Source organism: Tsuneonella amylolytica (genome assembly GCF_003626915.1).
Lineage (GTDB): Bacteria > Pseudomonadota > Alphaproteobacteria > Sphingomonadales > Sphingomonadaceae > Tsuneonella > Tsuneonella amylolytica.
In genome coordinates this window covers 2,069,723-2,095,263 of sequence record NZ_CP032570.1, presented here as the reverse complement: position 1 = coordinate 2,095,263, position 25,541 = coordinate 2,069,723, and the positions used below count along the sequence as shown (strand labels likewise).

The window sequence follows — 25,541 nt, the reverse complement described above, 5'->3', positions numbered from 1 at the left end:
GGCGATATGGGATCGAGCGCCCCCTATTGCCACCAGGGGCGGGCGGCGGGCAATGCCGATTATGTCGGGACAAACCCGGGCCGGGCGTTGTGATTTCGCGCGGCATTTGCCTATGCATCGCGGACACGCGCCCTGGCGCATGCAAGCGGGGATCCCATGAAGAAGAACGGCAAGGTCGCACTGGTCACCGGCGTGACAGGCCAGGACGGCGCCTACCTCACCGCCCTCCTCATCTCCAAGGGCTACGTCGTGCACGGTATCAAGCGGCGCGCGTCGCTGTTCAACACCGTGCGCATCGACCACCTATACCGCGACCCCCACGAGGAGGACGTCCGCTTCTTCCTCCATCACGGCGACGTAACGGATTCGAGCAACCTCATCCGCGTGATCCAGCAAACGAAGCCGGACGAAATCTACAATCTTGCGGCGCAGAGCCACGTCGCCGTGTCGTTCGAGGAACCGGTGTACACCGCCAATTCGGACGCGCTCGGCACATTGCGCCTGCTCGAGGCGATCCGCATCCTGGGCATGGAGAAGCACACGCGGTTCTACCAGGCATCGACGTCCGAACTGTTCGGCAAGGTGCAGGAGACCCCGCAGTCGGAAACGACGCCGTTCTACCCGCGCTCCCCCTACGGCGTGGCGAAGCTCTATTCCTACTGGATCACGGTCAACTACCGCGAGGCGTACGGGATCTACGCCTGCAACGGAATCCTGTTCAATCACGAGTCCCCCGTGCGCGGCGAGAACTTCGTCACACGCAAGATCACTCGCGGCCTCGCCCGCATCAAGCTGGGGCTGCAGGAAACGCTCTATCTCGGCAACCTCGACGCCCGGCGCGACTGGGGCCATGCCCGCGACTACGTCGAGGCGATGTGGCAGATGCTGCAGCAGGAAGAGCCGGAGGACTTCGTCGTCGCCACCGGCGTCCAGCACAGCGTGCGCGAGTTCGTGACCATCGCCGGCAAGGAACTGGGGATCGACATCACGTGGCGGGGCGAAGGGCTGGAGGAGACCGGCTGCGATGCGTCCGGCCGCCCGATCGTCCGCGTCGATCCGCGATACTTCCGCCCGTCCGAGGTCGAGACTCTGCTCGGCGACGCCAGCAAGGCGCGCGCGAAGCTGGGCTGGGAGCCGAAGACATCGTTCGCCGAACTGGTGTCGGAAATGGTGCGCGAAGACCTGAAATCCGCGGAGCGGGACCAGCTGGTCAAGAAGCACGGCTACCAGGTCCATGAACAGTTCGAATGACGGTTCGGACAGGGGTTCGATCGCCGATGCCAGCGCGCGTGAGCCGGCGCTGGGGTGGAGCCTCGCCGCCGGCGTCGCCAGCACCGCATGGACCGCCATCGTCACGATCGCGACGGTCCCGGCCTATCTCCATTTCCTGGGTGTCGAAGCTTACGGCCTGATCGGCTTCTACATCGCGCTGCAGGCGATGTTTGCCGTCCTCGACCTGGGGCTGTCGCAATCGATCAACCGGGAGGTCGCGCGCGCTTCCCGGGACGACGAGCGGATCGCGGTGCGGAACCTGCTCCACACGCTCGCGGCGGGGTACTGGATCGTCGCGGTCCTGATCGGCGGGGCCATGTGGCTGCTGTCGCCCTGGCTCGCGGTGTCGTGGCTCGATTCCACCATCGACCCGTCGCGGCTGGCGACGGTGGTCGCGCTGATGGGTCTCACCATCGCGTTGCGCTTCCCGTTGGGGCTGTATCTGGGCGCGCTGATCGGAGCGCGCCGGCTGGGGCTGGCGAGCGGGATCGAGATCGCGATGGTGACGCTGGCCCAGGTCGGGGTGCTCGCCGTCCTCGCGTTCGTGTCGCCGACGATCGAGGCGTTCTTCGCCTGGCAGGCGGCCATCGCCGCGCTCAACGTGCTCGCGGTCCGCAGCGCGGTATGGCGGATACTGGCGGTGCCGGGCGCGAAGCCGGACGCAGGCCGAACGCGCTTCGATTTTGGTGGCCTCAAACGGATCTGGCGCTTTTCGGCCGGACTTGCGGTCACCGCCATCCTCGGCGCGATCTTCGTACAGAGCGACAAGATCGTACTGAGCAAGATCGCCCCGCTCGCCGATGTCGGGCGCTACACGCTCGCCTGGATCGCGGCGCGCAGCCTCTACGTCCTCACCGCGCCGGCCTTCAACGTAATCTACCCGCGCATCTCCGCCCTCCACGCGGCGGACGCGACTGCCGAGATCGAGGCGCTCTATCGCCACGGCACCCGGCTGCTCATGGGCATCGTCTTTCCCGCCGCGTTCTTCGTGGCGGTCTTCTCGGGCCCGATCTTCGCGATCTGGACGGGCGATGCGGCGCTCGCGGCCAGTGTTTTCTGGGTCGTCGTCCTGCTGATGGTCGGCACCGCGTTCAACTGCGCGATGCACTTTCCCTACGCCCTGCAGCTGGCATTCGGGCAATCGCGGTTGCCGATGCTGATCAACGTGATCCTGCTCGCCGTGTTCGTGCCGGTGCTGATCGTGCTGGCCACGCGGTTCGGCATCCTCGGTGGGGCGATGGCGTGGGCGATCCTCAACACGCTCTATCTATTTTTCGGAACGTGGATTACCCACCGCTCACTGCTGCCCGGAACCGGTTCGCGCTGGCTTGCGGGAGACGTCGGGGGACCGTTCTTGATCAGCCTTATCGTGGTGGGCGGCGGCGGATACGCGCTGCGGTCGGCCGGCCTGCCCGAACTCGCAGCGGCGGCGCTCGGTGCCATCCTCGCGGCGGCCGCCTTCGCGATCGTGCTTTGGACGACGCCCGATCTGCGCGCCTTCGCACGCACTCTGTTCGTGCCGGGCGCGGGCACCGGGGGACGCGGGGGCGCAGCGCGGTGACGACGGCTCCGATCCCCTATTACTCGCAGTTCGGCGAGGATCGCGGCCTCGAGAAGATTTTCGGCGGCAAGCGCGACGGTTTCGCGATCGAGGTCGGCGCGAACAACGGTGTCGACGGCAGCACCACCCTGCACTTCGAGAAACTCGGTTGGGAATGCATCCTCGTTGAGCCCAACCCGTCTCTGTGCGCGGAAATCCGCACCAAGCGTGCAGCGATGCTGTTCGAATGCGCCGCTTCGAGCGCGCCGGGAACGGCCGTCCTCCAGATCGCGGTCGGGGCGGAAGGATCGCACGCGGTGTCCGCGCTCGGCGACAGCGGCAAGGCGGCCGAGATCCTCCAGGATCATGGCTTTCGCACCGAGCCGGTCGAGGTCGCGACGCGGACGATGGATGCGATCCTGGAAGAGGCGGCCGTGGCGAGGCCCATCGACTTCGTCTCGATCGACGTCGAGGGGCACGAACTTGAGATGCTGAAGGGCTTCTCGCTCGATCGCTGGCGGCCGCGCATCCTCATCATCGAGGACAACGCCTCGCTGGGCGAAGGTTCGGTGAAGGATCACCTCGAGGCCGGCGGCTATGTTCGCTTCCGCCGCACAGGCGTGAACGACTGGTACGCGCATCGCGGGGATACCGAACTCGCCGGCCCGCTGCGCCGCGCCGCCTACTACCCCTCGATGGTCTACGGCCGCGCGGTCGCGTTGCTGCTGAGGGCCGCGACACCCGTAGCCCCCATCCTCAAGCGCGTCCCGGGCGCGATGGCGGTGCGTAACCTGCTGCTGGGCGGACGGCGCGGCTGACCCATGAAGCTGTCGATCTGCATCGCCACCTTCAACCGGGCCGGTTTCATCGGCGAGACGCTGGAGGCGCTCGCCCGTCAGCTGCGCCCCGGGGTCGAGATCGTCGTCGTCGACGGCGCCTCGCCCGACGATACCGAGGGCGCGGTGCGCCCCTTCCTCGACCCCGCGCAGCCGATCCGCTATTACCGCGAGACCGAGAATTCGGGCGTCGACGGCGACTACGACAAGGCCGTCGGCTACGCGCGCGGGGACCACGTCTGGCTCTTCCCCGACGACGATCTGCCCGCACCCGGCGCCATCGACCGCGTCCTGGAAGTGCTGGCGGACGACGACCCCGACCTGCTTGTCGTCGATTCCGAAGTGCGCGACCTGTCCGTCACGCGAACGCTGCGCGAAAGCCGCCTGCCGTTCGCGGGGACGCGCGCCTATGGCCCGCAGGATGCCGATCGCCTGCTGGCCGATACCGGCTACAACCTCACCTTCATCGGCGGGGTCGTCGTTCGCAAAGCGCTGTGGGAGGCGCGTCAGCGCGAACCCTACTACGGATCGCTGTTCATCCACGCCGGAGTGATCTTCCAGACGCCGGGCATCGCCCGGGCCAAAGTGCTGGCCGAACCGCTCATCCGCATCCGCGCCGGCAATTCGATGTGGCAAGCGCGCAGTTTCGAGATCTGGGCGTTCAAGTGGCCGGACCTCGTCTGGGGCTTCGGCGGGTATTCCAACCGTGCGAAGAAGGCGGTCGTGCCGCGCGAGCCCTGGCGCAGCATCGCGTGGCTCGTCGGCTACCGTGCGCTCGGTGCCTATTCGCGAGCGGAATACGACCGCTTCCTTGCCAAGCGACTGAACGGACCGGCCCGGCTGATGGCGAAGACGGTTGCCGCTCTCCCCGGCAAGCTCGTCAACTTCGCGGCCGTCGTCGGCCTTGCGCTCGTCGGCAAGGGCGGCAGCGCGGTCGCCTACGATCTCGTCGCCAGCAGCCGGTATTCGAACGCGGCCAGCCGATTGGTGACCAGGTTGTGGCTCGGCCGGCACAACCCGAAGGCGCGGTGACCGGATGATGAGCGAGAAGACCGCGATCGTCACCGGCATCACGGGGCAGGACGGTTGGTACCTGTCGGGCCTACTGCTCGAGCGGGGCTACCGGGTGATCGGCACGAGCCGCGATCCGGCGGCCGGCGGCCCCGTCCGGGACGGCATCGTGACCGCCCGGTGGGACTTGCGCGACGGCGAAGTGCTCGAGGCTCTCCTGCGCGATCATCGCCCGACCGAATTCTACAACCTGGCGGCATTCGCATCGGGCGCGGGCATGTACGACGACCCGGTCGGCATCGGAGAGGTCAACGGGCTTGCCGTGGCGCGCATGCTGGAGGCGGTGCGCCGGGTCGATCCCGCCATCCGGTTCTGCCAGGCATCGAGCAGCGAGATGTTCGGGGAGCCCGACCGCAGCCCGCAGGGCGAAGACACCGCATTCCATCCCCGCAGTCCATACGGCGCGGCCAAGCTCTACGCCCACGAGATGGTCGGCATCTATGACCGCGTGCACGGCCTGTTCGCGTGTTCGGCGATCCTGTTCAATCACGAGAGCCCGCGGCGCGGGCCCGGCTTCGTGACCGGCAAGATCGCTCGCGCGGCGGCGCGCATCGGTCGCGGCTTCGAGAGCGAACTGTCTCTCGGCAACCTCGACGCGCAGCGCGATTGGAGCTTCGCGGGCGACAGCATGCGCGGCATGATGCTGGCGCTGCAGGCCGATGCGCCCGGCGACTACGTGTTCGCGTCGGGCGAGTCCCACAGCGTGCGCGACGTGTGCGAGGTCGCCTTCGCGCAGGTCGGCCTCGACTACCGCGACCACGTCCGCACGTCGGATGCCGACTACCGCCCGGCCGAGGCCGTCCCTCTCGTCGGCGATGCGTCGAAGGCGCAGCGCGTGCTCGGTTGGGCGCCGCAGATGGACTTTCCCACCCTGATCCGCTCGATGGTCGATGCGGAACTGGACATCCTTCAACACCCCGCGAACAATCCGAGGTAACCATGCCGACCCCGATTTCGTCCTGCCGGATCTGCGGCAATTCCAGCCTCGAACCGGTCCTCGACCTGGGCGTGCAGGCGCTGACCGGCGTATTTCCGAAGTCCCCGGACGAACCGGTCGGGGAAGGTCCGCTGCGGCTCGTGAAATGCGTAGGAGACTACGACCAGGCGTGCGGCCTGCTCCAGCTGGAGCACAGCTACGACATCGACGAGATGTATGGCGAGAATTACGGTTACCGTTCGGGCCTCAACGCCAGCATGGTGGCCCACCTCCATCGCAAGGTCGAACGGATTTCGGGGCTCGTCGACCTCGTCGCAGGCGACCTCGTGATCGACATCGGCAGCAACGATGCCACCACCTTGAAGGCCTATACGCAGGAAGGGTTGCAACTCGTCGGCGTCGACCCGACCGGAACCAAGTTCCGCGAATACTACCCCGACCATATCACGCTGATTCCGGACTTCTTCTCGGCCGACCTCGTCCGCGACAGATTCGGCGACCGCAAGGCGAAAGTCGTGACGTCGTTCTCGATGTTTTACGACCTCGAAGCGCCGATGGATTTCATGGAACAGGTCGCCGGCATCCTCGCCGACGACGGCATCTGGGTGTTCGAACAGAGCTACATGCCTGCGATGCTGGAAACCAACTCGTTCGACACCGTCTGCCACGAGCATCTGGAATTCTACGCGCTGAAACAGATCCAGTGGATGGCGGACCGCGTCGGCCTCGCCATCGAGGACGTCGAATTCAACGACGTCAACGGCGGCAGCTTCTCGGTGACCGTCCGCAAGTCCGGCGGAACGCGCGCGCGGACGCCCCAGGTCGAGGAGATTCTCCGGCGCGAGACCGACATGGGCCTCGATATTCTGGAGCCATTCCGCGCCTTCGAACGGCGCGTGAAACAGGCGCGCGAGGAAATTCGCGGGTTCGTTTGCAGGGCGAAGGCGGCCGGCAAGACTGTCGCGGGGCTGGGCGCGTCGACCAAGGGCAACGTGCTGCTGCAATACTGCGGCCTCACCGCCGACGACCTCGTCGCAGTGGGCGAGGTGAACCCCGACAAGTTCGGCGCCTACACCCCCGGCTCGCATATCCCGATCGTCTCGGAACGCGATCTGCTGGCGCGATCGCCCGACTACCTGCTGGTCCTGCCATGGCACTTCCGCGCGTTCTTCGAACAGTCGCCGAAGTTCGCCGACCGAACGCTGGTCTATCCGCTGCCGCGACTCGGCGTGGTTGAGGAATAGGTTGCGAGCGGGCGTCAGCGAAGAAAGAGGTGGTGCCTCGTAGGAGAGGAAGAGGGGCACTCAGATCAATTGGAGATTTCCTTCGATCTGGCGCGATGACCGCTGCGCACCCCAATTCGAGCCGTACAGCATTTAGGTTTCAAGCGCCCGAAGGCGGACGTTGCCAATCAGGAAACCCCTTCCCCCTGCTCTCGATTACCAGGTTACTAGATCGACCTCGATCGAACACGGTCGTGTCGGGGTATTTCGCTGCAGAGTTCGATCCGACCGTCGTAAACCTACTGTTCTTTCCTGGCATTCAGCCAGGCCGTGCTTTGCGAGCGGGCAAGGTCCAGCAAGTTGCCCATCACCAAATTCATGTCGATCAGGTGGAGGCCCATCGCGGGATTGATCTGTCCAGCGGTATAGATGTCGCCCGTGATGTCGTCGGTTCTGGGATCGTTCGGATCGGCCTTGACCCGGATGGTGAGATATTGCCCTTTGTCATTGGACACGCACTCGCCGGTCAACAAACCCGGAACCGAAGCGAACGGTGTCGAAACCTTGCGACCGTCCGTGGTCCACTCCGGAACCGGGCCACCCATGATAGACTGGGTCGTCAGGTAGGAATGCAATGGCGCTTCGCCGCCGCCCGGTGCCGCCGGATTCACGCAGGCGATCGCCATTCCGGGTGTGGCGGTTGCCGCGTAGTCGTTGACCGGGCCGACGGTGTCGCGAAAACTGCGATAGGCGACGATGCAGCCGGATTGGTTCGCGCGCGAGCATAGGGGCATGGACTGGAAATCGCCCCCCACTGTCTTTCCTTCGGGCACGACGACACTCGTTCCGTTCAGATAGGCGGCAACGATGCGTTGCTGCGCCGGCTTGCCATCGATTTCGTTCTTGATGAGGCCGGTCAACATGCGCGAACCCTGCGAATGGCCGATCAGGATGACGCCGCGCCCCTGATTGTAATTCGCAAGATAATGCGCCCAGGCATCCGCGACATCGCCATACGCCGTCCGATACGCTGCTGCGATGGTTTCGCGCGGCAACCGGCCCGATGCGCCCAGCATGGTGATTTGCCGGTACTTCGGCGCGTAGACGCGGCAGACGTCGGCAAAACGCGCTAGCTGCTGGTGAACGACGCGGCCTTCTTCCGGTCCCGCGATCCAGTCCGCGTTGGCTGCATTGTCGAGCGAAAGCGTGGGGTAGATGTAGAAGCAATCGACCGGTGGTTCGGCAGACGGGGTGGATGTCTCGATCGCCATCGATCCGTCCGCCGCGACCACGGTGGTCGTCAGGTCCTGATCGCAGGTGTCGTTACGTCCGGGAAGACAGAGCCACTTGTCGGGATCGGAGTACAGCGCGTTCGCTTCACTCGGCATATCTTTGGTGGCGAGTCCGGACGATAACGCCGTGGATTCTACGCTTTGCTCGACAGGCGCGACCGAACTGCATGCGCCGAGCAATACAGGCACGACCAATGCTGCGAGCGAGCGGAATATGCCGGGCCCCCTGCCGGTCTTTCCTGCGCCGTCTATTCGCTTCACGGCAGAAGGCAGCGCAAAACTGCGGGCCGTGCAAAAGGCTGTTGGTGCCATGTCTACCTCTCCCTGACGAGAATCGGTGCGACCTTCGTGCGGGGTCGCCATCCTCTCCGTGACGCCGGGATGCACTGTTCGCCGAACCGAAGCAACTTACAAGCAATCAGGATTGTTTTTTTCAACCACCCGGGTAGGCTTCGTCGAAAGTCGGGGAGAGACGAGCATGAAAGATGGGCTGCGCACGTCGCGGCGTACGGCACTGGCGGGTGCCGGTTTAGCGGCCTTGTTCGGCAGTGGCCGGTTAAGCGCGATGCGATCGGACAGCGCGAATGGCACGGATGGGGAAGCGACCGCAGACGCCGCGCCGCCCGTCCCCGGCGATGCCGACTTCGTGGCTGTCATGCCCGCCCTGACCCGGTATCTCGCCGGGGCGCGTACCGCATCGGTGCCCGCCGCCATCCGCGAGCGTGCGCGCCTGCACATCCTCGACACGCTGGCGTCGATCGTGGCCTGCCAGCCGCTCGAAGCGGCACGGTTGGGACGCCGGTATGCACGCACGATGAGCGGCGGCGCGGGCAGCCCGATTTTCGGATCGCGGGACACGGCAAGTCCGATCGACGCGGTATTCGCAAACGCGATGACCGCCCACGCGGCAGAGATAAACGACTTCATTCCTTCGGCTTACGTGCAGCCGGGCCCTTCCATTGTCAGCGCCGCGCTGGAACTGGCGCGCTCCAACGCCCGTACCGGACACGAACTGGTGAACGCGGTGGTGGCCGGTTACGAACTGGCGGGCCGCATCCCCAAGGCGATCGGCACGCGCAACCTGTGGCTCGCCGGACTCGCGAACCACGGAGTCGGCCCGGTCTTCGGGACGGCCGCGACCGGCGCTGCGCTGATCGGGCTGGATGGGGACCAGTGCAATCACATGCTGGCCTACTGCGCGCAGCAGGCATCCGGATCATGGCAATGGATGCTCGACGTGCGCCATGTCGAGAAAGCCTTCGTTTTTGCCGGAATGGGTGCGCGCAACGGCATGCAGGCAGCACTCATGGCGGGAATGGGCTTTACCGGGGTTCCCGACAGCCTCGATACGCAAAACGCCTGGTTCCGCTGGCCGGCGTTGACGGGCGAAGGATCCGATCCGGAAAGCCTGATCGCAGGACTGGGCGAAACCTTCGAACTGTCGCTCGCGGCGATGAAGCGCTATCCCGTGGGCGGCCCCACGCAGCCCGCGGTCCGTGCCCTGCTGGAACTGCGCAAAACAATCGCCGCAGACCGCGTCCAAGCCATCCGCATAGAAATGCCCGGCGCGGCGGAAACCTTTCGCCGGGCGAACATGCCCGCGCTCAATATTCCCTATCTTGCAGCTATCATCATGCTCGACGGGCGGCTCGATTTCGTCGACGCGCAGTCGCTCGAACGCATGAGGAGCGACCGCGCCGCCCAGGCGTTCGCACAAAAGGTACGGGTCGTCGAAGACCCGACCCAGCACACCGGCGAGGGCGAGGACCGCACCGAGAGCGCGCGCGTCACGCTGACATTGAACGATGGGTCGAAACGGTCGCGGTACGTTGCCTACGTTCCCGGCTTTCCGACGCACCCCATGAGCAAGGACGAAGTCGAAACCAAGGCGCTCGAACTCATGCGCCCGATCCTGGGCGTCGCGAAAGCGGAGCAATTGGTCGGGTTGTGCGACGATCTCGACCGGATGAGCACCGTCGATCCCATCATCGATCTGATGCGGTTCGAACCTCCGGCCGCGGCTGCCGGATGAGGGCGGCGGGGATCGCCGCTCGACGATCGATCAGGTTTCGTGCTTTTCGGCGATCAGACGCTCGGTCAGCTTTTCCTTGTACCATTCGAGCAGTCGTACGGATTGTGCGATGGTTTCCGCGGAGCCCGCGAAGATGGACTCGAGCAGCAAGCCTCGCATGGCCGCCATGTGAAGCTTGTTCATCGTGTTGAGCATGGCATCGTTCTCGATACCCGCTTCCTTCGCGATAAGCTTGGTCTTCGCGAGATGGATCTGGTCGAGCTGGTCGAGGAAACCCGGCATGATCTCCGCCAGCAGAGGATCGCCGCGAGAGCCGATCAGCATTTCCAGCAAGGCGATCGATTCGGGTTCGCGGATCGTCTCCCACGATGCATTGGTAAGCGCGTGGAACCGTTCGACGCCCGGCTTCGTCCCACGCAGAGCTTCGGCGCGTTTTCCCTGTAGCCGTTCCACAGCACGAAATCCGACCGCTTCCATCAGTTCGGCCTTGCCGGCGAAATGATGCAGGATGCCGCCCCTACTGATTCCCGCGCGCTGCGCGACGCGCATCATCGTGGTGGCAGCATATCCTTCCTCTGCCAGATTGGCGATCGCCGCGTCGATCGCGCGTCGGCGCGAAGTGGACGTTCGTTCCGCTTGCGTCTGGCGAACTTTCTTTCCGCTGCCTTGCATCGGACCGGTCGTGTTGGTGGAAGCGGTCGGCATGTCTGTTCCGTCGTGTCTGGAAGCGGGGGCGGCAGGCCGACCCGCACGTGAAAGCGCGGGCCGGCTTCACCTGCCTGTTAGCTTCGATCTCGAACCGTGCGAAGCGTTTAGAACCGCGCGGTGGCACCGATGAAGAAACGGCGTCCGATAACGTCGTACGCCGAAGTGGGCGTAACCGAGCGACCGCCGAATTCGGGGGGCTGCTTGTCGAACAGGTTGTTCACCCCGGCCCGAAATTCGAAGCTGTCGTCCACGATCAGGCGACCGACCAGATCGAAATAACTGACCGCCGGGACGCCTGTGGCCGTGGTCGCGGGATCGGTCACGATCGTCGAATTTTCCTGTTCGCCGATGTACCGCCACCTCAGCGACAACGATCCCGTGTCGCTCGCCAGTCCCAGCGTCGTGACATGCTTCCACGCCGGATGGGTCGATGAGAACCCGTCGATCTGCGTGTTTCCGACCGTTCCCGCATAATCGAACACCGGATCGCTTGCGGTGGACTGGATCTTGTAGTCGATCACGTATGTCACGGCACTGTTGAGGAATACGCGCGCCCCGCGCCCCAGTCGGATCGACGCGTCGAGCTGGAAGTCGATGCCGGACGTTTGATAGCTCGCAAGGTTGAACAGCGGTTCTGCGATCTCCGCAAGCAGGCCCGATGCGTCGCGGGTGATCAGCCGGCAATTGGCGTTGCCGGGATCATAGTTGGGGTTCTGTCCGCTGAAGTTGAAGCACTGGTTGAGCGCGATCGGGCTGGTCAGGTAGCCGATCGCGTCGTCAACCTTGATGTTGTAGTAGTCGATCGAGCTCGAAAACTGGTCGAAGACGCCGGACATGAAGGCGGGCTGCAGAACGGCACCGATGGTGTAACTGTCGGCCGTCTCCTCCTGCAGATCGGGGTTGCCGATGCGGAACGCCGCATTTGCGCTACCGGAGTACGTGTATCCGTCCACCAGGGCCAGGGGGACCCCCTGGGCGATGCACAACGCGCGGACCCGGGCGGGATCGACTCCGCTGACCTGGCCGCTCCGCGCCGCGCCCGTCACGTCGCACGGATCGCCTCCGCCGGCACTCGCACGCCCGATGATGCCGATCGCTCCGGCACGCGGAGAGTAAAGGTTGCCCAGGCTAGGCGCGCGGATGGCGCGGGAATACCCGCCGCGCAGCGTGAAGCCGTCGAGAGGCGTCCAGTTGGCACCGGCCTTGTAAGTGTGCACGCCGCCGATCGTGTCGTAATCGGAATAGCGGTAAGCCAGGTTGGCTTCGAACCCGTCGAAGATGGGCACGAGCAATTCGCCGTAGATTTCGGCCACGGAGACGTCGCCGCCGGACGAAAAGGCACCCGACGTGCCGAGCGCCTCGGGAGACGTCGTCACCCCGGGGACCGACGTCGGCGTCGGGCTGCGACGCGGGTCGATCCTGGCCTCGTACGCGTTCCTTCGGTATTCGGCGCCGACCGCGAAGCCCACCGTGCCGGCCGGCAGGGCGAAAAGCGAACCCGTCAGGTTGCCCTGCACCACGGTCTGTTCGAAAATGGACGTGTCGACGGTGTCGAAGGTCAGGTAATCCGAACAAGCCTGCGAGGCGCGCGCGAAACCGAACGGATCGTAGCCACCGGCGCACAGGCTCGCCCCGCCGTCGGGCGCGGACACGACCTGGTTGAAACGGGACCGGCTGATCTGGTTGAAGGTGGTGGAATCGCTCCGCGTCCGGCCGTGTGTCGCGTAAAGGTCGAACTGCAAGTTATCGCCCAGGGAACCGCGGAAGCCCACCAATCCCTGATAGACGTCGTAATCCTCCTCGACCTCGAGCCTGCCGATCCGCGTGCCGGTGAAGTAATAGGAAATCGGTGCCGTCGGGATGGGCCGCGCGTTGAGCAGGATGCGCAGATCGGGGGTGATGAACGGGTTCGATACAGGGATCTGGATCGGGGCGACGACGGACTGGAGCACGCCGGAAGCCGACTGCTGACGTGCCTTGTACGTCGCGTAGTTCACTTGTGCGTAAGCGGTGATCGTGCTGGTCACGTCGAATTCGCCGCGCGCGAAAGCCGTATAGCGCTTGATGGGCAACTGGACCGTGGAATCGCTGAGCGACCGTTGCCGCACGACGCCGTCCGCCACGATGTATCCGGTCGTCGCGGTGTCGCGCAGGTTCAGCCCTCCGTCGCGACCGATGATCGTGCCGTCGGAGTTCACCGCGTAGCTGCTGGACACGCCGGGGATCGCGGTCCCGTAGGTATTCGTGAACAGATTGCGGAAAGCGGCAACGCTGGATGCGCGGCCGAAACCGAACGGATTGCTGCCGGACTGGATGATGAGCCCGCTGGTCGGGGACGACGTACCGTCCTGGTTGTCGAAGAAGGCGCGCGAATTCTGCGATGCGGTGTCCCGTTCCAGATAGGATCCGGAAACGAAAACCCGCGCACGATCGTCGGCCAGGCTGCCTCCGTAGGTGGCAGCCGCGCTGTAGGTCGCCGCATCGCCCATCCCGGAAATGCCGACGTCTCCTTCCAGTTCGAGGCCGCGGAACCGGTTGTCGAACTTGAAGTTCACCACCCCGGCAATCGCATCCGATCCATAAACGGCAGACGCACCCCCGGTGATGACCTCGACCGACGAGATCAGTGCGGAAGGCACGGTATTCAGGTCGATCGCGCCCGACGTGTCCGAAGGCTGCAGTCGGCGACCGTCGAACAGGATCAGGGTCCTTTCCGAACCCAGTCCACGAAGGTTGGCATTGGCACGGCCGCCCGAACCGCCAGCGATCGCGCTCGTCTGTGACCCTTGAGTCGCCTGAAACTGCGGCAGCGCGTTCAGGGATTGTTCCAGCGTCGCGGGCCCCGCATTCTGGATGAATTCCTCGTCGACCGTCGTGATGGGGCTTTCGGCGGTGTAATCGCGCCGCACGATACGAGACCCGGTTACCACGATCGGTTCGCCCACGATGGGGGCGGTCGGGTCTTCCAGTTCCACGCCGTCATCGACCGGCTGCGGCAAGACCTGCTGCGCGTGGACGGGCATTGCCAGCAAGGCGAGACTGACACCGGACAAGGCTACCCAGCGTGTGGTGCGCATTTTAACTCTCCCATTAGCCGCTTTCTACGGTTTTTCGTTCCCATCACCCCGTATTCGGAAGTCGGGATTGTCTGTTTTTCGCGACAAGTCGGATCATGCGGTCGAGAGCATGTCCGCCCCGGCGGTCATCCGTCCTGATCGGCGCTCGCGCTCGAGCCGGTTACGGGCCGCGTCGCACCTATTGTCGCCCAGACCTCGCGGAACTGGGCGCGCGGATCGTTCACGACCTCGGGTTCTTGCGACAGGATCATCGTCGCTCGTTTTGTCGGCTCGTAAGCCGGCCAGTCGGGCAGGTATTCGTTGTTCGGATCGCCAGAGGCCGCAAACGCGGCCCAGCTTGCGGCGATGCGGTCCGCCATGGCGACGCTCTGCGCGCTAGGCCCGTTCAACGCCCCGCGCACGCTGTGCAGACTGGGGGCAACGTCGATCCCGTGAACGGCCCCAAAGCGCCCGCCATAGGCCGGGCTGGGCCAGGTCCAGAGATAGGACCAGACCTTCCCGCCGCCCTGCCGTGCTTTCAGTTCCGCCTGCGCGAACGCGCTCTTGCGGAACCAGATGTCGCTGTCCATCCGCGCCGCCAGCAGGAACGGCTTCTCCTGCGGGCTCTCGGCGCGGTACATGTCGACCACCTCCTGCGCCCGATCGCCGGCCCGCTCTCGGGCGAAGGCCAGCAACTGATCTTCGGTCATCGCAAAATTGGCCATACGATAGGATCGTTCGTCCAGCGCGGTCGACACGATGAGCGGCACGTCGCGGCTTACCTCGGGCGCGCCGGGCGAGAAGGGATGGCGCGGCAGGACGGATCCGTCGACCACAGGAGCGAAGGAACTGGGCGCTTCGCCCTTCGCTCGTGCGGCGGCTTCCAGCGTAGCCTGCGTTTCCAGTAGCGTGGTCCAGGGTACCGCCTGCAACGCTTTCACGTCGCCTTTGGCAATGCCGAGCGCCGAAAGCAGACGAGAGGCATTCGCAGACGCAATTTCCCGGGGCATCATACGGAGCGCCGATCCGCTCATGACCCCGGCGCGGTGAAACAAGCCCTTCGCACTCGGCATGGCCATCAGCGTGCTGGTCTTGGCGCCCCCGCCCGACTGCCCGTAGACAAGCACGCGCGACGGATCGCCTCCGAAGGCCTGTACATTGGTTCTTACCCATGCAAGCGCGGCGACGATGTCCTGCATTCCGACGGTGCCGGACGACGCGAAGCGATCGTCGGCAAACTCGGCCAGATGCAGAAAGCCCAACGCTCCCAGGCGATGCGTGACGGATATGACCACGCTGTCGGAAAAGCGAGCCATCGCCTCTCCATCCATCCCGATCGCATTACCCGACCCGCCGTAGAAGCCGCCACCGTGCAGAACGACGATGACCGGCTTCTTCGCGGATGCCGACAGCGCCGGCGACCATAGGTTCAGCGCCAGGTTGTCCTCGCCAGGACCCGCCGGCTGGTTTTCGAACATGATCAGGTCGGCATAATCGTGACGTCGATCGCCCGGCACCTGGGGCGCGGAATCGGAATATTTGAGCGCGTCGCGCACGCCGGCCCATTTCTGGACCGGTTGCGGGGGCATGAAGCGATTGCTGCCGGAAGTGGGCGCACCGTAGCGGACACCCAGGAACTTGGCGATCCCGCCAGCCATCATCCCGCGAAGACGCCCGTCCGCCGTTTCCACTACCGGAAAGAAATCCGCTGCGCGCAACGGCCCTGCCGCGGTGAGCATCCCCCCCATCAGGGTGGCGCCCAGGAAACGTCGGCGGCTGGATGTGATTGGCATTGCCATTGGCAGTCTCTCCCGTTGCGCGGCCGGGATTCATCGCCCGATCCGCCATCTGCCTAAGCTCGATTTCAGATTAAAACAATCGTGACTGTCGGTAAATTCGGCTTTAGAGGTTAGTGGACAGAACGGCTTTCGATTGCCGTCGCAAGGGGAAGGATCAGGAAATGGGTAGAACGTCCGAACTACGCAGCGCACTCGGCAAAGCGGGAGCTGGCCTTTCCGCCCTGGCTCTTTTCGGCTGTGCCACGGTCGACCAACCGGCCCGGCAGACGATTGCGAACCTGGAGGACACCGCTCCGATACTGGGCACGACGCTGGGGCCCGTGCGCGGGACCACGAGTGCAACCGGCGACATCATGATCTTCCGCGGCGTGCGCTACGGAGCCTCGACCGAAGGAACGCGCTTTCAGGAAGCCGCCGATCCCGTTCCATGGACGGCCCCGCGCGACGCAAGCCGGTTCGGGGCCGACTGCCCGCAACGCCCCAGCGGCGAAGTGCCCGTGTTCGCGTCATGGGTGAACGATCTGCCGCGCAGCGAGGATTGCCTGTTCCTCAACGTGTGGACCCCCGGCATGAACGACGGGAAAAAGCGTCCGATCATGGTCTGGCTGCACGGTGGCGGCTATGTCACCGGGTCCGGCTCCAGCAACGGATATGACGGCACGCGGTTGGCGCAGCGCGGCGACGTCGTCGTCGTCACCATCAACCACCGACTCAACGGTTTCGGCTATCTCTACCTCGGCGGCGTGACGAAGGATCCGAAGTACGCGCATTCCGGCAACCTCGGCAGCCTCGACGCGGTCAAGGCGCTGGAATGGGTGCGCGACAATGCTGCCGCGATCGGCGGCGATCCGGACAATGTCACCATTTTCGGCGAATCGGGCGGCGCGGCGAAAGTGTCCACCCTCATGGCCATGGAAAGCGCACAAGGCCTGTTCGACAGGGCGATCGCGCAATCGGGTTCGATGTCGCTGGCGGGCTTCGAACCGCGCCTGGCGAACGCCCTGACCGCAGACATATTCAAGACGGCTGGCCTCGAGCCCGGGGATGTCGCTGGCCTCGCGGCACTCCCCACCGATCAATACGTTGCCGTACTGATGAAATCGCGCACACGGGCGGCCTATTTCCGGCCCGTGGTCGATGGCAGTTCGCTCAAACGCCAACCGTTCGCGCCCGACGCGACCCCCTTGTCCGCCGATATCCCGCTGCTCGTCGGCACCAACCGGACCGAGATGCGACTTCAGGCAGGCCTCGCCGATCCCGGAAATTTCTCGCTGACTTGGGAACAGCTTCCCGCCAAACTCAAGACCGTCGTAGGCGACGCCGATGTCGACCGGATCATCAGCGGGATGCGCGCCGCGCACCCCCAAGCCGACGCGAGCGAGATTTTTTTCCAAACCGCTACGTTCCAGAATTATCGTGGTACCGCCCTGCGGCAAGCGGAGCGCAAGAGCGCGCAGAACCGCGCCCCGGTCTATATGTACCGCCTCGACTGGGAGACGCCTGTCGAAGGCGGCCGACTCAAGACGCCGCATGCGCTCGATATCGCGTTCGTATTCGACAATGTCGCGCGATCGACGTCGATCACCGGGTCCGGGCCGGACCAGCAACGTTTGGCCGACCTGATGTCCGACGCCTGGATAGCCTTTGCGAAAACCGGCAACCCGAACACGGCGGCATTGCCGCAATGGCCTCGCTATACCCAAGCCAGTCGGGCGACGATGATCTTCGATATCGAGCCCAAGGTGGTCGTCGATCCCGATCGGAAGGAGCGTGAACTGCTGCAGCAGGCTTTGGCCGAAGGCCGCGCGACGGATTGATTCCTTCGTTACGTCGTTAGTCACAATCGGCGGGATGGCAGGTTCGCACTTCACCCTGTGGAGATGAGTCGATCGAGCTCATTCCGCCACGCTTCGGCCACCGCGAACAATTAAACGTGTGTGTTGTCGCAAGACCTCGAAGGACTGCGCGCGATCCACTTGATCGTTGTCCCTCTGCGCCCTTAGCTCCGCGACAATCGCACCAGTTTTGGCAATTGCCCTACTCATGGTGAGAAAGGTCTTGCCCACCCGACTCAGTTGACAGACACTCAAATAAGTTCGAAAGTTCGCAATCGACGAGTGAACCGGGATTGGAGAACAGCACATGACCTACGTGAACGGCCGCATCGTGAACGATGCCGATGCGCACACCATGGAAACGCAAGACTGGCTCGCTCCCTATCTCGAAGGCGAGTTCAAGGAGGTGTATTCGGGCGTGTACTCCAAGCGCGAAGGCGGCGAGCGCATCGTCAAGATGATCGAGCTGGCCGAAGCGCGCCGGACCGATCCCGAAGCGCGCGCAAAGGCTGCGGAAAACCCGATCCAGGGTGCCAAGGGCTGGCTCGGCTTCGGCGGGTTCGACAAGGACGAGCGGGTGGAAGCGCTCGACTGGCTCGGCTTCACCAGCCAGCTCGTGTTCCCCACCTTCGGCCTTGCCGCGATCGGTCGCGCAAAGTCGGAAGACCAGGCCTACGCCGCGGCGCGCGCGCTCAACTGCGCGCAGATCGATTTCTGCAACGCCGATCCGCGCATGGTCGCGGTCGCCTTCTGCCCGATGGACAATCCCGTGCGGGCGCTCGAGGAAGCACGCTTCGCGGTGGAGCGGGGCGCGGGCGCGGTGATGGTGTCGGCCTCTCCCGCCGGCGACCGGTCGCCCGGCCATCCCGATCACGACCCGTTCTGGTCGTATCTCGAAGACAATCGCATCCCTTTCATGTTGCACATCGGACCGGGCACGAAGCGCCAGCCGAAAGGGTACATGAACAACGGGCGCGAACGCGCAGCGGACCTCCACGGCGGCGGCGAGAATCTCCGCTTTCCGGACTTCGTGTGCCTCTGGTACGCACCGCAGGAATTCCTCACCGCGATGGTCTATGACGGAGTGTTCCAGCGCTTCCCCGATCTGCGCGGCGGTGTGATCGAAAGCGGGGCGGGCTGGGTCCCCGAGTTTCTCCGCATGCTCGACCACGGCTGGCACTCGTTCAACAAGACCGACACCTACCTGCAGGCGATGGACCTGATGCCGTCGGAATACATCCGCCGCGCGGTGCGCTTCACGCCCTTCCCGAACGAGGATGTGGGCCGCATGATCCGCGACTCGTCGCCCGAACTCTACATGTTCTCGAGCGATTACCCGCATCCCGAAGGAACGCGCGATCCGCTGGGCAAGTTCGAGGCATCCATCGCCGATTTCGACGAGGATACCAAGGACATGTTCTACCGCGCAAACTACGATTTCATGATGTTCCGCGATGCCGACAGGATGGCGGTCGCAGCCGAATAGAACAGCCTAGGATCCTCTCCCAGGCCAACACTGGGCGCGCCCCGTATCCGGAGCGCGCCCTTTTTTTCTGACGCGATAACCACTAGGCACGCGCAAGGTATTCCGGACGGAGGGGATCGGCGTGGATCAGGCGCGCGTGCGCAACCGCAAGCTGTCTGCCGACGACCGGATCGACGAGATCGTCGACGCCGTCCGCGACCTCGTTTTGACCGAGCGATCGCTGACCTTCGGCATGAACGAGATCGCCGCCACGATCGGCTCCAGCCGGGCACTGGTGTACGTCTATTTCGAGAGCGTCGGCCAAATTCTCGACGAGCTTTGCTTGCGGCAGCTCGATCTCCTGAAAGAGCGACTCGATGCTGCGGGCGGAAGAGGGGATCTCCTGGCCCGGGCGGTTGCCCAAGCGCGTGCCTATTTCGACCATCTCGTGGCGGAAGGACCCGTGCTTCACTTCATCATGCGCGAACGCAATGCCGACTCGCCCCTGGTGCAATCGATCGCGCCCTTCAGGGCGATGCTCCGGTCCATCGCCAGCGAAGTGGCAGCCCCGCTGCAGTTCACTCCTCGAGAGGCACTGGTCTTCGTCGAACTGCTGTCTGCGGTACCAGAGTCGCTCGCCGATCAGGTCCGCGCCGGAACGCTGGGCGAGCCTGTCGCATACGACATTCTCGATCGTTTGGTAGGCGATCTCATCGACGACATGCGGGTACGCGACTAGCACGATACTGCACGCACAAGGCCGGAGCCGCGCGCCGGATCAGCGTGGACCTCGCATCGAACGGACGAGCCGGTCGTCGCTGTCGATCCCGGCCATCGTCAGGGCGATGCACAGCCGCTCCACGATCTCGAACGGTGCCCGGCGGGCAGCGACGATGCCCCCTGCGCGCAGGGAAATCGCCGTAAGCGCGATCGTAGAAGCCGTGGCGACGTCCCGACCCAGTCCACCACGCTCCGTCAGCCCCCGCACGATCGCTTCGCGGGCACTGTCGGCCTTCGCCTCCCGCTCGGGACGCAGCGCGCGCTTCACGTCGGAATTCCTCAGCAACAGTTGCAGCAGCGGTCCTCGCTCCGCCGCTTCATGCAGGTAGCTGATCGTAGAGATCACGATGCGCGTGCGGCGGTTCTTGCTACGGAACAAGGACACACCGCGCCTGGCCGATATGGCGGCAATCTCGCGGCGGGCGAGTGCCACCAACAGGTCGGTCCGCCCGCCGAAGCAGTTATGAACCTGCGCATCGCTGATCCCCACCTCGCGGGCGACGGTCTTCATCGTCAGATGGGCCAGACCGTGTTCCAGCGCGATCCGGGCGGCGGCTTCGAGCAGCTGCGCACGTCTGGTCTCCAGATCAAGGCGCAACCGCGGCTTGGATTGCACCGCCTTACCACGCTCGCCGATCCGGATCATCTCTCGCATGCCGCGCGGGGCGGCTGGCAAGGCGACCGGTTCGCCCCGTTTGGTGCTGGCCCGTGTCCAGTGATTGCTGGGCGGGCGAGGAATGTCGAGACGGTCGCACAACTTGGCGAGCCCGTTGCCGCTCATCCCGATCTCCTCGGCAACCGCCGTGATCGGCTGGCTCCACACGAGTTCGTGCAACTCTTCCCGGGTCATCTCCATAGCGGACAGGCTAGCGCGAACGCGCCCGGCTTGACCAGTGCGCCCGCAACGGACGGTACTCATGAAATACCCTTCCGCGAACGACGGACCGGCTCACTCGCGCCCGGTAGCTATGCAGAATGACCATTTGTTCTTGTGAGAGTGTAAAATAGAGGTTAGGCAGTCGTCGACGAAATCGGGAAGAGGATTGCCGGATGCGCAAGGGATGGCTGACGCTTGCCTTGGCGGGACTGTCTGCACCGGTGGCGGCACAGATGCCGCCGCCTATCAACCCGGTCGATATCAAAACGGACGCAGGCACGCTTCGCGGAGACGATACCGGGGACGTGCTGGTGTTTCGCGGGGTGCCGTTCGCCGCGCCCCCGGTCGGTGACTTGCGCTGGCGAGCCCCCGCGCCGGTCCCCGCATGGAAGGGCGTGCGCGCCGCAGTGGCTTACGAACCCCCCTGCCCGCAGCCGGTCGATCCGGGATTCACGATGGCCAATCCCGGCGGCGTCAACGGCGCCCAATCCGAAGACTGTCTATACCTGCAGGTCTATACGCCCAAGGCGGTGAAGAAGGCGCCGGTGATGGTCTGGTTTCACGGCGGCGCCTTCTTTCTGGGTGCCGGCCACCTCGGCAGTTACGAAGGCATGGCCAACGCGGCGAACGGGGTAATTACGGTTCCGGTGAACTACCGCCTGGGGGCGATGGCCAACTTCAACCATCCGGCGATCGACTTCGGCGAAGGGCCGCATGGCAATTATGCCCTGCAGGATGCGGTAGCCGCGCTCGAGTGGGTTCGGAAGAACATCGCCGCATTCGGCGGTGACCCCGACAACGTGACGATCGCCGGCCAGTCGGCCGGCGGCGGGATCGTCGTCGGGCTTCTTTCACTACCTACCGCGAAGGGCCTGTTCGACAAGGCGATCGTTCAGTCGGGTGCATTGATCGTGCCGGACATGAGTGCCGAAGCGTCTACAGCAAAGACGCTGGAAGGCCTTGCGAAGATCGGAATTGGTGCGGATGCCAGCGCCAACGATCTGCGTGCCGTGTCCGCCCAGACCTTCGCCGCGACCCCTGAGCTCATGCGCGGGACGTTCTTCGTCAAGGATCCTGCGTACAAGCCTGTCTCGACCATCGAAGCGCTGACTGCGGGCAACGAAACCGATGTGCCGGTGATGGTAGGATCGAACAGCGGAGAGCGCGGTTTCGTGGCCGCGCGCAAACTCGCCGAGATGACGGGCGACAGCGGCGCCCCCGCATGGCTCTATCGCTTCGCCCACACCCCGGCGTTTCGCACTGGCGAATGGGAGGACGGGCCGATCCATTCCGCCGAACTGATGTTTTCATTCGACACGATCGACAGTTCGAGCTGGGGCGGCAAGAACGCGGATGCCGTCGATCGCGCCTTGGCCCGGACGATGAACGGATGTTGGACGGCCTTCATGAAAATGCCGCCGGATGCGCGGTCGTTCACCTGTGCCGACGGGTTCGAATGGCAACCGTACGGTCCGGACGGCACTGCTGCCGAGTTCCGAAGCCCTGGCCCCGTACGGATGGATGCCCGCGCATTACCCGATGGACCGCCAGCGCAAGGCGGATGACCCCACAAAGAGAAAAAACCGAACAACTTCCTGGGAGGGAACGATGAAAAAGACTCTTTTGCTGGCGACGGCCCTCACCGCGCCGGCTTGCCTTGCAGTCCCCGCCTTTGCGCAGGATGCCACGCTCCCGTCCGAAACGCCGGTCGCCGCTCCGGTGGAGGAAATCGTCGTCACCGGGACGCTGATACGCGGCACTTCGGAAGAAGGCGTGTTGCCGGTCGATGTCTTTTCGACCGACGAGCTCAGCGAACGCGGCATCGACAGCCCGCTCGAATTCATCAAGAGCCTGCCCTCGGTCGGGATCGCGCTGGGCGACAGCAACCAGTACGCGGCCGGCGGCAGCCAGGGCGTCGGCTCGCTGAACCTCCGGGGTTTGGGGCGGGAGCGGACGCTGGTCCTGTTCAATAGCCAGCGTTTCTTTCCCGAGCCCGGCGACGGCGCGGTCGACACCAACCTCATCCCCATGTTCGCCCTGCAACGGGTCGAGGTCCTGAAGGACGGCGCGGCATCGACCTATGGCTCCGACGCCATCGCCGGTGTCGCCAATTTCATCACTCGCCGCAACCTCGACGGGGTCGAGCTGGCCGGCAACTGGCAGTTCGTCAACGGGTCGGACGACAATTACCAGGCCAGCATTCTGGTGGGAAAGACCTGGGGTTCGACCAACCTCATGTTCGGTGCCGGCTATCAACACCGGTCCGAACTGCCCGCCACCGAACGCGCGTTCACCCAGCTTCCTTACGAAGTGAACCCGTCGGGATGGTCTCCGTTGAACAACCCGGGCGTGTACCTTCCCCAAACCGCGACCGGCACCGCGCTCGGCATCGGCATCGACGGTCAAAACCTCGGGGCGTGTGACGCGCTGGGCGGTATCGTCGTGCCGATCTCCACGTTCAATTCCTGCCGGTTTTCCTACATTCCGTTCGTGAACCTGATCGAGAAGGAGGATCGCTATCAGGTCTTCGGGCAGCTTACGACGGACCTGTCGGATACTCTCCGGTTCCGCGCGGACGCGCTGTATTCCCGAACGGAACTGCCCGAGCTCGGCTATTCACCCAGTTACCCCGTGACCCAGAGCGTTCTCGGGCCCGGCACCAGTTCGCGGTTCATCGTGCCGCGCAGCAATCCCAACTTCCAGACTTTCATCAATCAGACGTTCGGAGCGGGGTCCGCGCCGGACCGCTTCTCTTCGCGCGCGGTGGTCGTGCTGTGGCGCCCCTTCGGCAGCAGTTCCAACCCGCTCGATCCGCGCGGTGCCGGCGAAGGCGGCGCTTTCAACGACGCCTGGCGCGTCTCCGCCGGCTTCGAGAAGGATTTCTCGCCTAATTTTCGCGCCTCCCTTAACGGCATGTTCCTGCGCAGCAGACGGGAAGCCTTCTCGTACGATTTCGTCAGCGACCGCTTGCAAAGAGCCTTGAACGGCTTCGGCGGGCCGAACTGCCAAAGCACCGTCGCCGGGGCGAACGGGTGCCAGTTCTACAACCCTTTCATCAGCCAGTCGCAAGGAAACCTTGCGCTCGGGCTCACGAATCCGGCGTATGTGCCCGGCAGCGAGAATTCACCCGAGCTGATAAACTGGGTCCGGCAACAGAACGGCGCGATCGGCATCGAGGAGCTATGGACGGTCGACCTCGTCTTCAGCGGCAACACCCAGCTTTTCGGCATGGATGTCGGCTACGCATTCGGCGGCCAGCACCGCGACAGCCACTTCACCAACCGCCCGATCAACCGCTTCAGCGATCCCGATGCCTATCCATGCGCGGTGGATGGCGATCGCAGTTGCCTGATCAGCCCGACCGACAACCTCGTACCGGTGGGCGCCTTCACGTTCCTCGGCCAGTACCCCACCGCGGACCTCAGCCAGGGCATCAACGCCCTTTTCGCGGAAGTCCAGGTCAACCCGTTCGATGCACTGGAACTGGTCGGCGCAATCCGGTTCGAGGATTATGGCGATCCGGTCGGGTCGACCATCAATCCCAAGCTGTCGGCGCGTCTCCAGGCGACCGACTTCCTCGCCCTGCGCGGGTCGATCGGCACGACGTTCCGTGGTCCATTGCCCGCAAACCTGTCACCAGGGGGCGCGAGCGCGGTTGCAGGCATCAACGCGATCAACAACGAATATCGCGCGACCGATTCAGGCGGCAATCCCGATCTCGATCCCGAAACCGCCCTCACTTACAACATCGGTGCGATCGTGACGGCCGGCGGCTTTACCGCAAGCGTCGATTTCTGGACGTACGAGTTCGACGGCCGATTTGCCGACCTTCCCTTCCAGGCTATCGCCAATGCGATCGCGCCGGGAACCTCGGGCACGCAGCTCGTCAATTGCGCCAGCCCATTCCTGCAGTACGTCACGCTCCAGGGGGGAGCCTGCACGCAGGGTACGACCATCGCGCGCGACATCGCCCGAATCCGCACGCAGACCGTGAATGGCCCCGATGTGACCACCCGCGGTCTCGACTTCTCGCTGACATACCGCAACCGGTTCGGGCCGGTGGACTTCAATCTCGGGGCGAATGCGACCTATGTGATGGACTACGACATCGGCGACTTCGAGTTCAACGGGCTGACATTCAGCGATGGCTATCAGGCGGCGGGCTTGTCGAACTTCGGCCGCGCTCCGGGTACGATTTCGAAATGGCGGGGTAATGCGTTCGCCAGCCTCGGTTTCGAACCGGTGACCCTCACCTACAACTTCAGCTACATCGACGGTGTGAAGGACAATCGCTGCTACCGCGACGACGGGACGGTCATCGATCCATGCGCGGTTACCGAGTTCGGCGGGACGAATTTCGGCAGAAAGATCGGCAGCTTCACGCAACATGATCTTCTGGCTTCGGTCGATGTCCGGCTCGGCGGGATAGACGCGACGATCACCGGCGGGGTCGAGAACATCTTCGACGAGGACCCGCCGGGCGCTCGCCTCGAGTACGGGTACGATCCGTATATCGGGTCCGCCCTCGGTCGCACCTTCAAGCTGGGAACGAAAGTCAGGTTCTGACGGGTCGACCGCCCCTGTCGGGTATTTCCGGCAGGGCCACGGACGGCGCTTCCGAGCGCAGCTTGGTGGCGATGAAGCATCGACAGGCTCGCTCGAATGCTGAGGCTGCATCCTACGGGGTGCTCTACGCGCCAACTGGCTACGGGAAGGCGCAATGGTGCAAGCCTTCGCGGCGAGAGCCGCGGCGAAGGGTGCGGCCCCAATTTTGACCGTAGGTGGTGCCGCTTACAGGACTCGAACCTGTGACCCCAT

General features: G+C 64.4%; 17 protein-coding genes. 12 read left to right on the top strand and 5 right to left on the bottom strand.

The window, feature by feature from the left end; translation table 11 throughout:
* The first annotated feature begins 156 nt into the window (after positions 1–156).
* From gmd to D4766_RS10215, 6 genes are read left to right on the top strand one after another with little or no spacing between them, the layout of a single operon-like run.
* A complete protein-coding gene (gene gmd, locus D4766_RS10240; protein ID WP_120717364.1) occupies positions 157–1,251 on the top strand; it encodes a GDP-mannose 4,6-dehydratase in 1,095 nt (364 codons plus the stop codon).
* The gene (locus tag D4766_RS10235; protein ID WP_120717363.1) at positions 1,235–2,833 is read left to right on the top strand and encodes an oligosaccharide flippase family protein; all 1,599 of its coding nucleotides are present in this window, start codon (positions 1,235–1,237) and stop codon (positions 2,831–2,833) included. Before gmd ends, D4766_RS10235 begins: the two co-directional genes overlap by 17 nt.
* Positions 2,830–3,630 (top strand): FkbM family methyltransferase, encoded by an 801-nt coding sequence (locus D4766_RS13855; RefSeq protein WP_162935741.1) that lies wholly within the window; start codon positions 2,830–2,832, stop codon positions 3,628–3,630. The genes D4766_RS10235 and D4766_RS13855 overlap by 4 nt, the downstream gene beginning before the upstream one ends.
* Before the next feature lie 3 nt (positions 3,631–3,633).
* The gene (locus D4766_RS10225; protein ID WP_120717362.1) at positions 3,634–4,680 is read left to right on the top strand and encodes a glycosyltransferase family 2 protein; all 1,047 of its coding nucleotides are present in this window, start codon (positions 3,634–3,636) and stop codon (positions 4,678–4,680) included.
* Between the two features lie 7 nt (positions 4,681–4,687).
* A complete protein-coding gene (locus D4766_RS10220) occupies positions 4,688–5,656 on the top strand; it encodes a GDP-mannose 4,6-dehydratase (RefSeq protein WP_120717361.1) in 969 nt (322 codons plus the stop codon).
* A 2-nt stretch (positions 5,657–5,658) separates the two neighbouring features.
* On the top strand, positions 5,659–6,900 hold the full coding sequence (locus D4766_RS10215) for a class I SAM-dependent methyltransferase (RefSeq protein ID WP_120717360.1): 1,242 nt from the start codon (positions 5,659–5,661) through the stop codon (positions 6,898–6,900).
* 278 nt (positions 6,901–7,178) lie between these two features.
* On the opposite strand, the gene D4766_RS10210 is transcribed toward D4766_RS10215, so the two are convergent.
* A complete protein-coding gene (locus D4766_RS10210) occupies positions 7,179–8,483 on the bottom strand; it encodes a DUF3089 domain-containing protein (RefSeq protein WP_199798085.1) in 1,305 nt (434 codons plus the stop codon).
* 253 nt (positions 8,484–8,736) lie between these two features.
* Here D4766_RS10210 and D4766_RS10205 point away from each other — a divergent pair, with 253 nt between their 5' ends.
* Positions 8,737–10,203 carry an MmgE/PrpD family protein gene (locus D4766_RS10205; RefSeq protein WP_120717358.1) on the top strand — a complete coding sequence of 489 codons (1,467 nt, stop codon included), beginning with the start codon at positions 8,737–8,739 and terminating at the stop codon, positions 10,201–10,203.
* Positions 10,204–10,233: 30 nt separating this feature from the next.
* On the opposite strand, the gene D4766_RS10200 is transcribed toward D4766_RS10205, so the two are convergent.
* The 3 genes from D4766_RS10200 to D4766_RS10190 form a co-directional block, all read right to left on the bottom strand.
* Positions 10,234–10,908 (bottom strand): TetR/AcrR family transcriptional regulator, encoded by a 675-nt coding sequence (locus D4766_RS10200; protein ID WP_120717357.1) that lies wholly within the window; start codon positions 10,906–10,908, stop codon positions 10,234–10,236.
* Positions 10,909–11,015: 107 nt separating this feature from the next.
* Complete coding sequence (locus D4766_RS10195; protein WP_120717356.1) at positions 11,016–13,988, bottom strand: TonB-dependent receptor domain-containing protein; 2,973 nt, start codon at positions 13,986–13,988, stop codon at positions 11,016–11,018.
* Between the two features lie 125 nt (positions 13,989–14,113).
* A complete protein-coding gene (locus D4766_RS10190; protein WP_234024771.1) occupies positions 14,114–15,766 on the bottom strand; it encodes a carboxylesterase/lipase family protein in 1,653 nt (550 codons plus the stop codon).
* 161 nt (positions 15,767–15,927) lie between these two features.
* Here D4766_RS10190 and D4766_RS10185 point away from each other — a divergent pair, with 161 nt between their 5' ends.
* From D4766_RS10185 to D4766_RS10175, 3 genes are all read left to right on the top strand, one after another.
* Positions 15,928–17,583, top strand: coding sequence for a carboxylesterase/lipase family protein (locus tag D4766_RS10185; protein ID WP_120717354.1), 1,656 nt, complete (start codon positions 15,928–15,930; stop codon positions 17,581–17,583).
* A 325-nt stretch (positions 17,584–17,908) separates the two neighbouring features.
* Positions 17,909–19,087 carry an amidohydrolase family protein gene (locus D4766_RS10180; protein WP_120717353.1) on the top strand — a complete coding sequence of 393 codons (1,179 nt, stop codon included), beginning with the start codon at positions 17,909–17,911 and terminating at the stop codon, positions 19,085–19,087.
* Between the two features lie 121 nt (positions 19,088–19,208).
* A complete protein-coding gene (locus D4766_RS10175; RefSeq protein ID WP_120717352.1) occupies positions 19,209–19,805 on the top strand; it encodes a TetR/AcrR family transcriptional regulator in 597 nt (198 codons plus the stop codon).
* Between the two features lie 39 nt (positions 19,806–19,844).
* On the opposite strand, the gene D4766_RS10170 is transcribed toward D4766_RS10175, so the two are convergent.
* Positions 19,845–20,702, bottom strand: coding sequence for a TetR/AcrR family transcriptional regulator (locus tag D4766_RS10170; protein ID WP_120717351.1), 858 nt, complete (start codon positions 20,700–20,702; stop codon positions 19,845–19,847).
* A gap of 194 nt (positions 20,703–20,896) precedes the next feature.
* Here D4766_RS10170 and D4766_RS10165 point away from each other — a divergent pair, with 194 nt between their 5' ends.
* Both D4766_RS10165 and D4766_RS10160 read left to right on the top strand, forming a co-directional pair.
* The gene (locus tag D4766_RS10165; RefSeq protein WP_234024770.1) at positions 20,897–22,288 is read left to right on the top strand and encodes a carboxylesterase/lipase family protein; all 1,392 of its coding nucleotides are present in this window, start codon (positions 20,897–20,899) and stop codon (positions 22,286–22,288) included.
* Positions 22,289–22,331: 43 nt separating this feature from the next.
* Entirely contained in the window at positions 22,332–25,289 is a 2,958-nt protein-coding gene (locus D4766_RS10160) for a TonB-dependent receptor domain-containing protein (RefSeq protein ID WP_120717350.1), read from the top strand.
* The last annotated feature ends 252 nt before the right edge of the window (positions 25,290–25,541 follow it).

What these genes read in the sequence shown, in the direction of transcription:
- gmd (WP_120717364.1), top strand. Translation starts at nt 157, where the DNA reads ATGAAGAAGAACGGCAAGGTCGCACTGGTCACCGGCGTGACAGGCCAG.
- D4766_RS10235 (WP_120717363.1), top strand. Translation starts at nt 1,235, where the DNA reads ATGAACAGTTCGAATGACGGTTCGGACAGGGGTTCGATCGCCGATGCC.
- D4766_RS10225 (WP_120717362.1), top strand. Translation starts at nt 3,634, where the DNA reads ATGAAGCTGTCGATCTGCATCGCCACCTTCAACCGGGCCGGTTTCATC.
- D4766_RS10220 (WP_120717361.1), top strand. Translation starts at nt 4,688, where the DNA reads ATGAGCGAGAAGACCGCGATCGTCACCGGCATCACGGGGCAGGACGGT.
- D4766_RS10215 (WP_120717360.1), top strand. Translation starts at nt 5,659, where the DNA reads ATGCCGACCCCGATTTCGTCCTGCCGGATCTGCGGCAATTCCAGCCTC.
- D4766_RS10210 (WP_199798085.1), bottom strand. Translation starts at nt 8,483, where the DNA reads ATGGCACCAACAGCCTTTTGCACGGCCCGCAGTTTTGCGCTGCCTTCT.
- D4766_RS10205 (WP_120717358.1), top strand. Translation starts at nt 8,737, where the DNA reads ATGCGATCGGACAGCGCGAATGGCACGGATGGGGAAGCGACCGCAGAC.
- D4766_RS10200 (WP_120717357.1), bottom strand. Translation starts at nt 10,908, where the DNA reads ATGCCGACCGCTTCCACCAACACGACCGGTCCGATGCAAGGCAGCGGA.
- D4766_RS10195 (WP_120717356.1), bottom strand. Translation starts at nt 13,988, where the DNA reads ATGCGCACCACACGCTGGGTAGCCTTGTCCGGTGTCAGTCTCGCCTTG.
- D4766_RS10190 (WP_234024771.1), bottom strand. Translation starts at nt 15,766, where the DNA reads ATGGCAATGCCAATCACATCCAGCCGCCGACGTTTCCTGGGCGCCACC.
- D4766_RS10185 (WP_120717354.1), top strand. Translation starts at nt 15,928, where the DNA reads ATGGGTAGAACGTCCGAACTACGCAGCGCACTCGGCAAAGCGGGAGCT.
- D4766_RS10180 (WP_120717353.1), top strand. Translation starts at nt 17,909, where the DNA reads ATGACCTACGTGAACGGCCGCATCGTGAACGATGCCGATGCGCACACC.
- D4766_RS10170 (WP_120717351.1), bottom strand. Translation starts at nt 20,702, where the DNA reads ATGGAGATGACCCGGGAAGAGTTGCACGAACTCGTGTGGAGCCAGCCG.
- D4766_RS10165 (WP_234024770.1), top strand. Translation starts at nt 20,897, where the DNA reads ATGCGCAAGGGATGGCTGACGCTTGCCTTGGCGGGACTGTCTGCACCG.
- D4766_RS10160 (WP_120717350.1), top strand. Translation starts at nt 22,332, where the DNA reads ATGAAAAAGACTCTTTTGCTGGCGACGGCCCTCACCGCGCCGGCTTGC.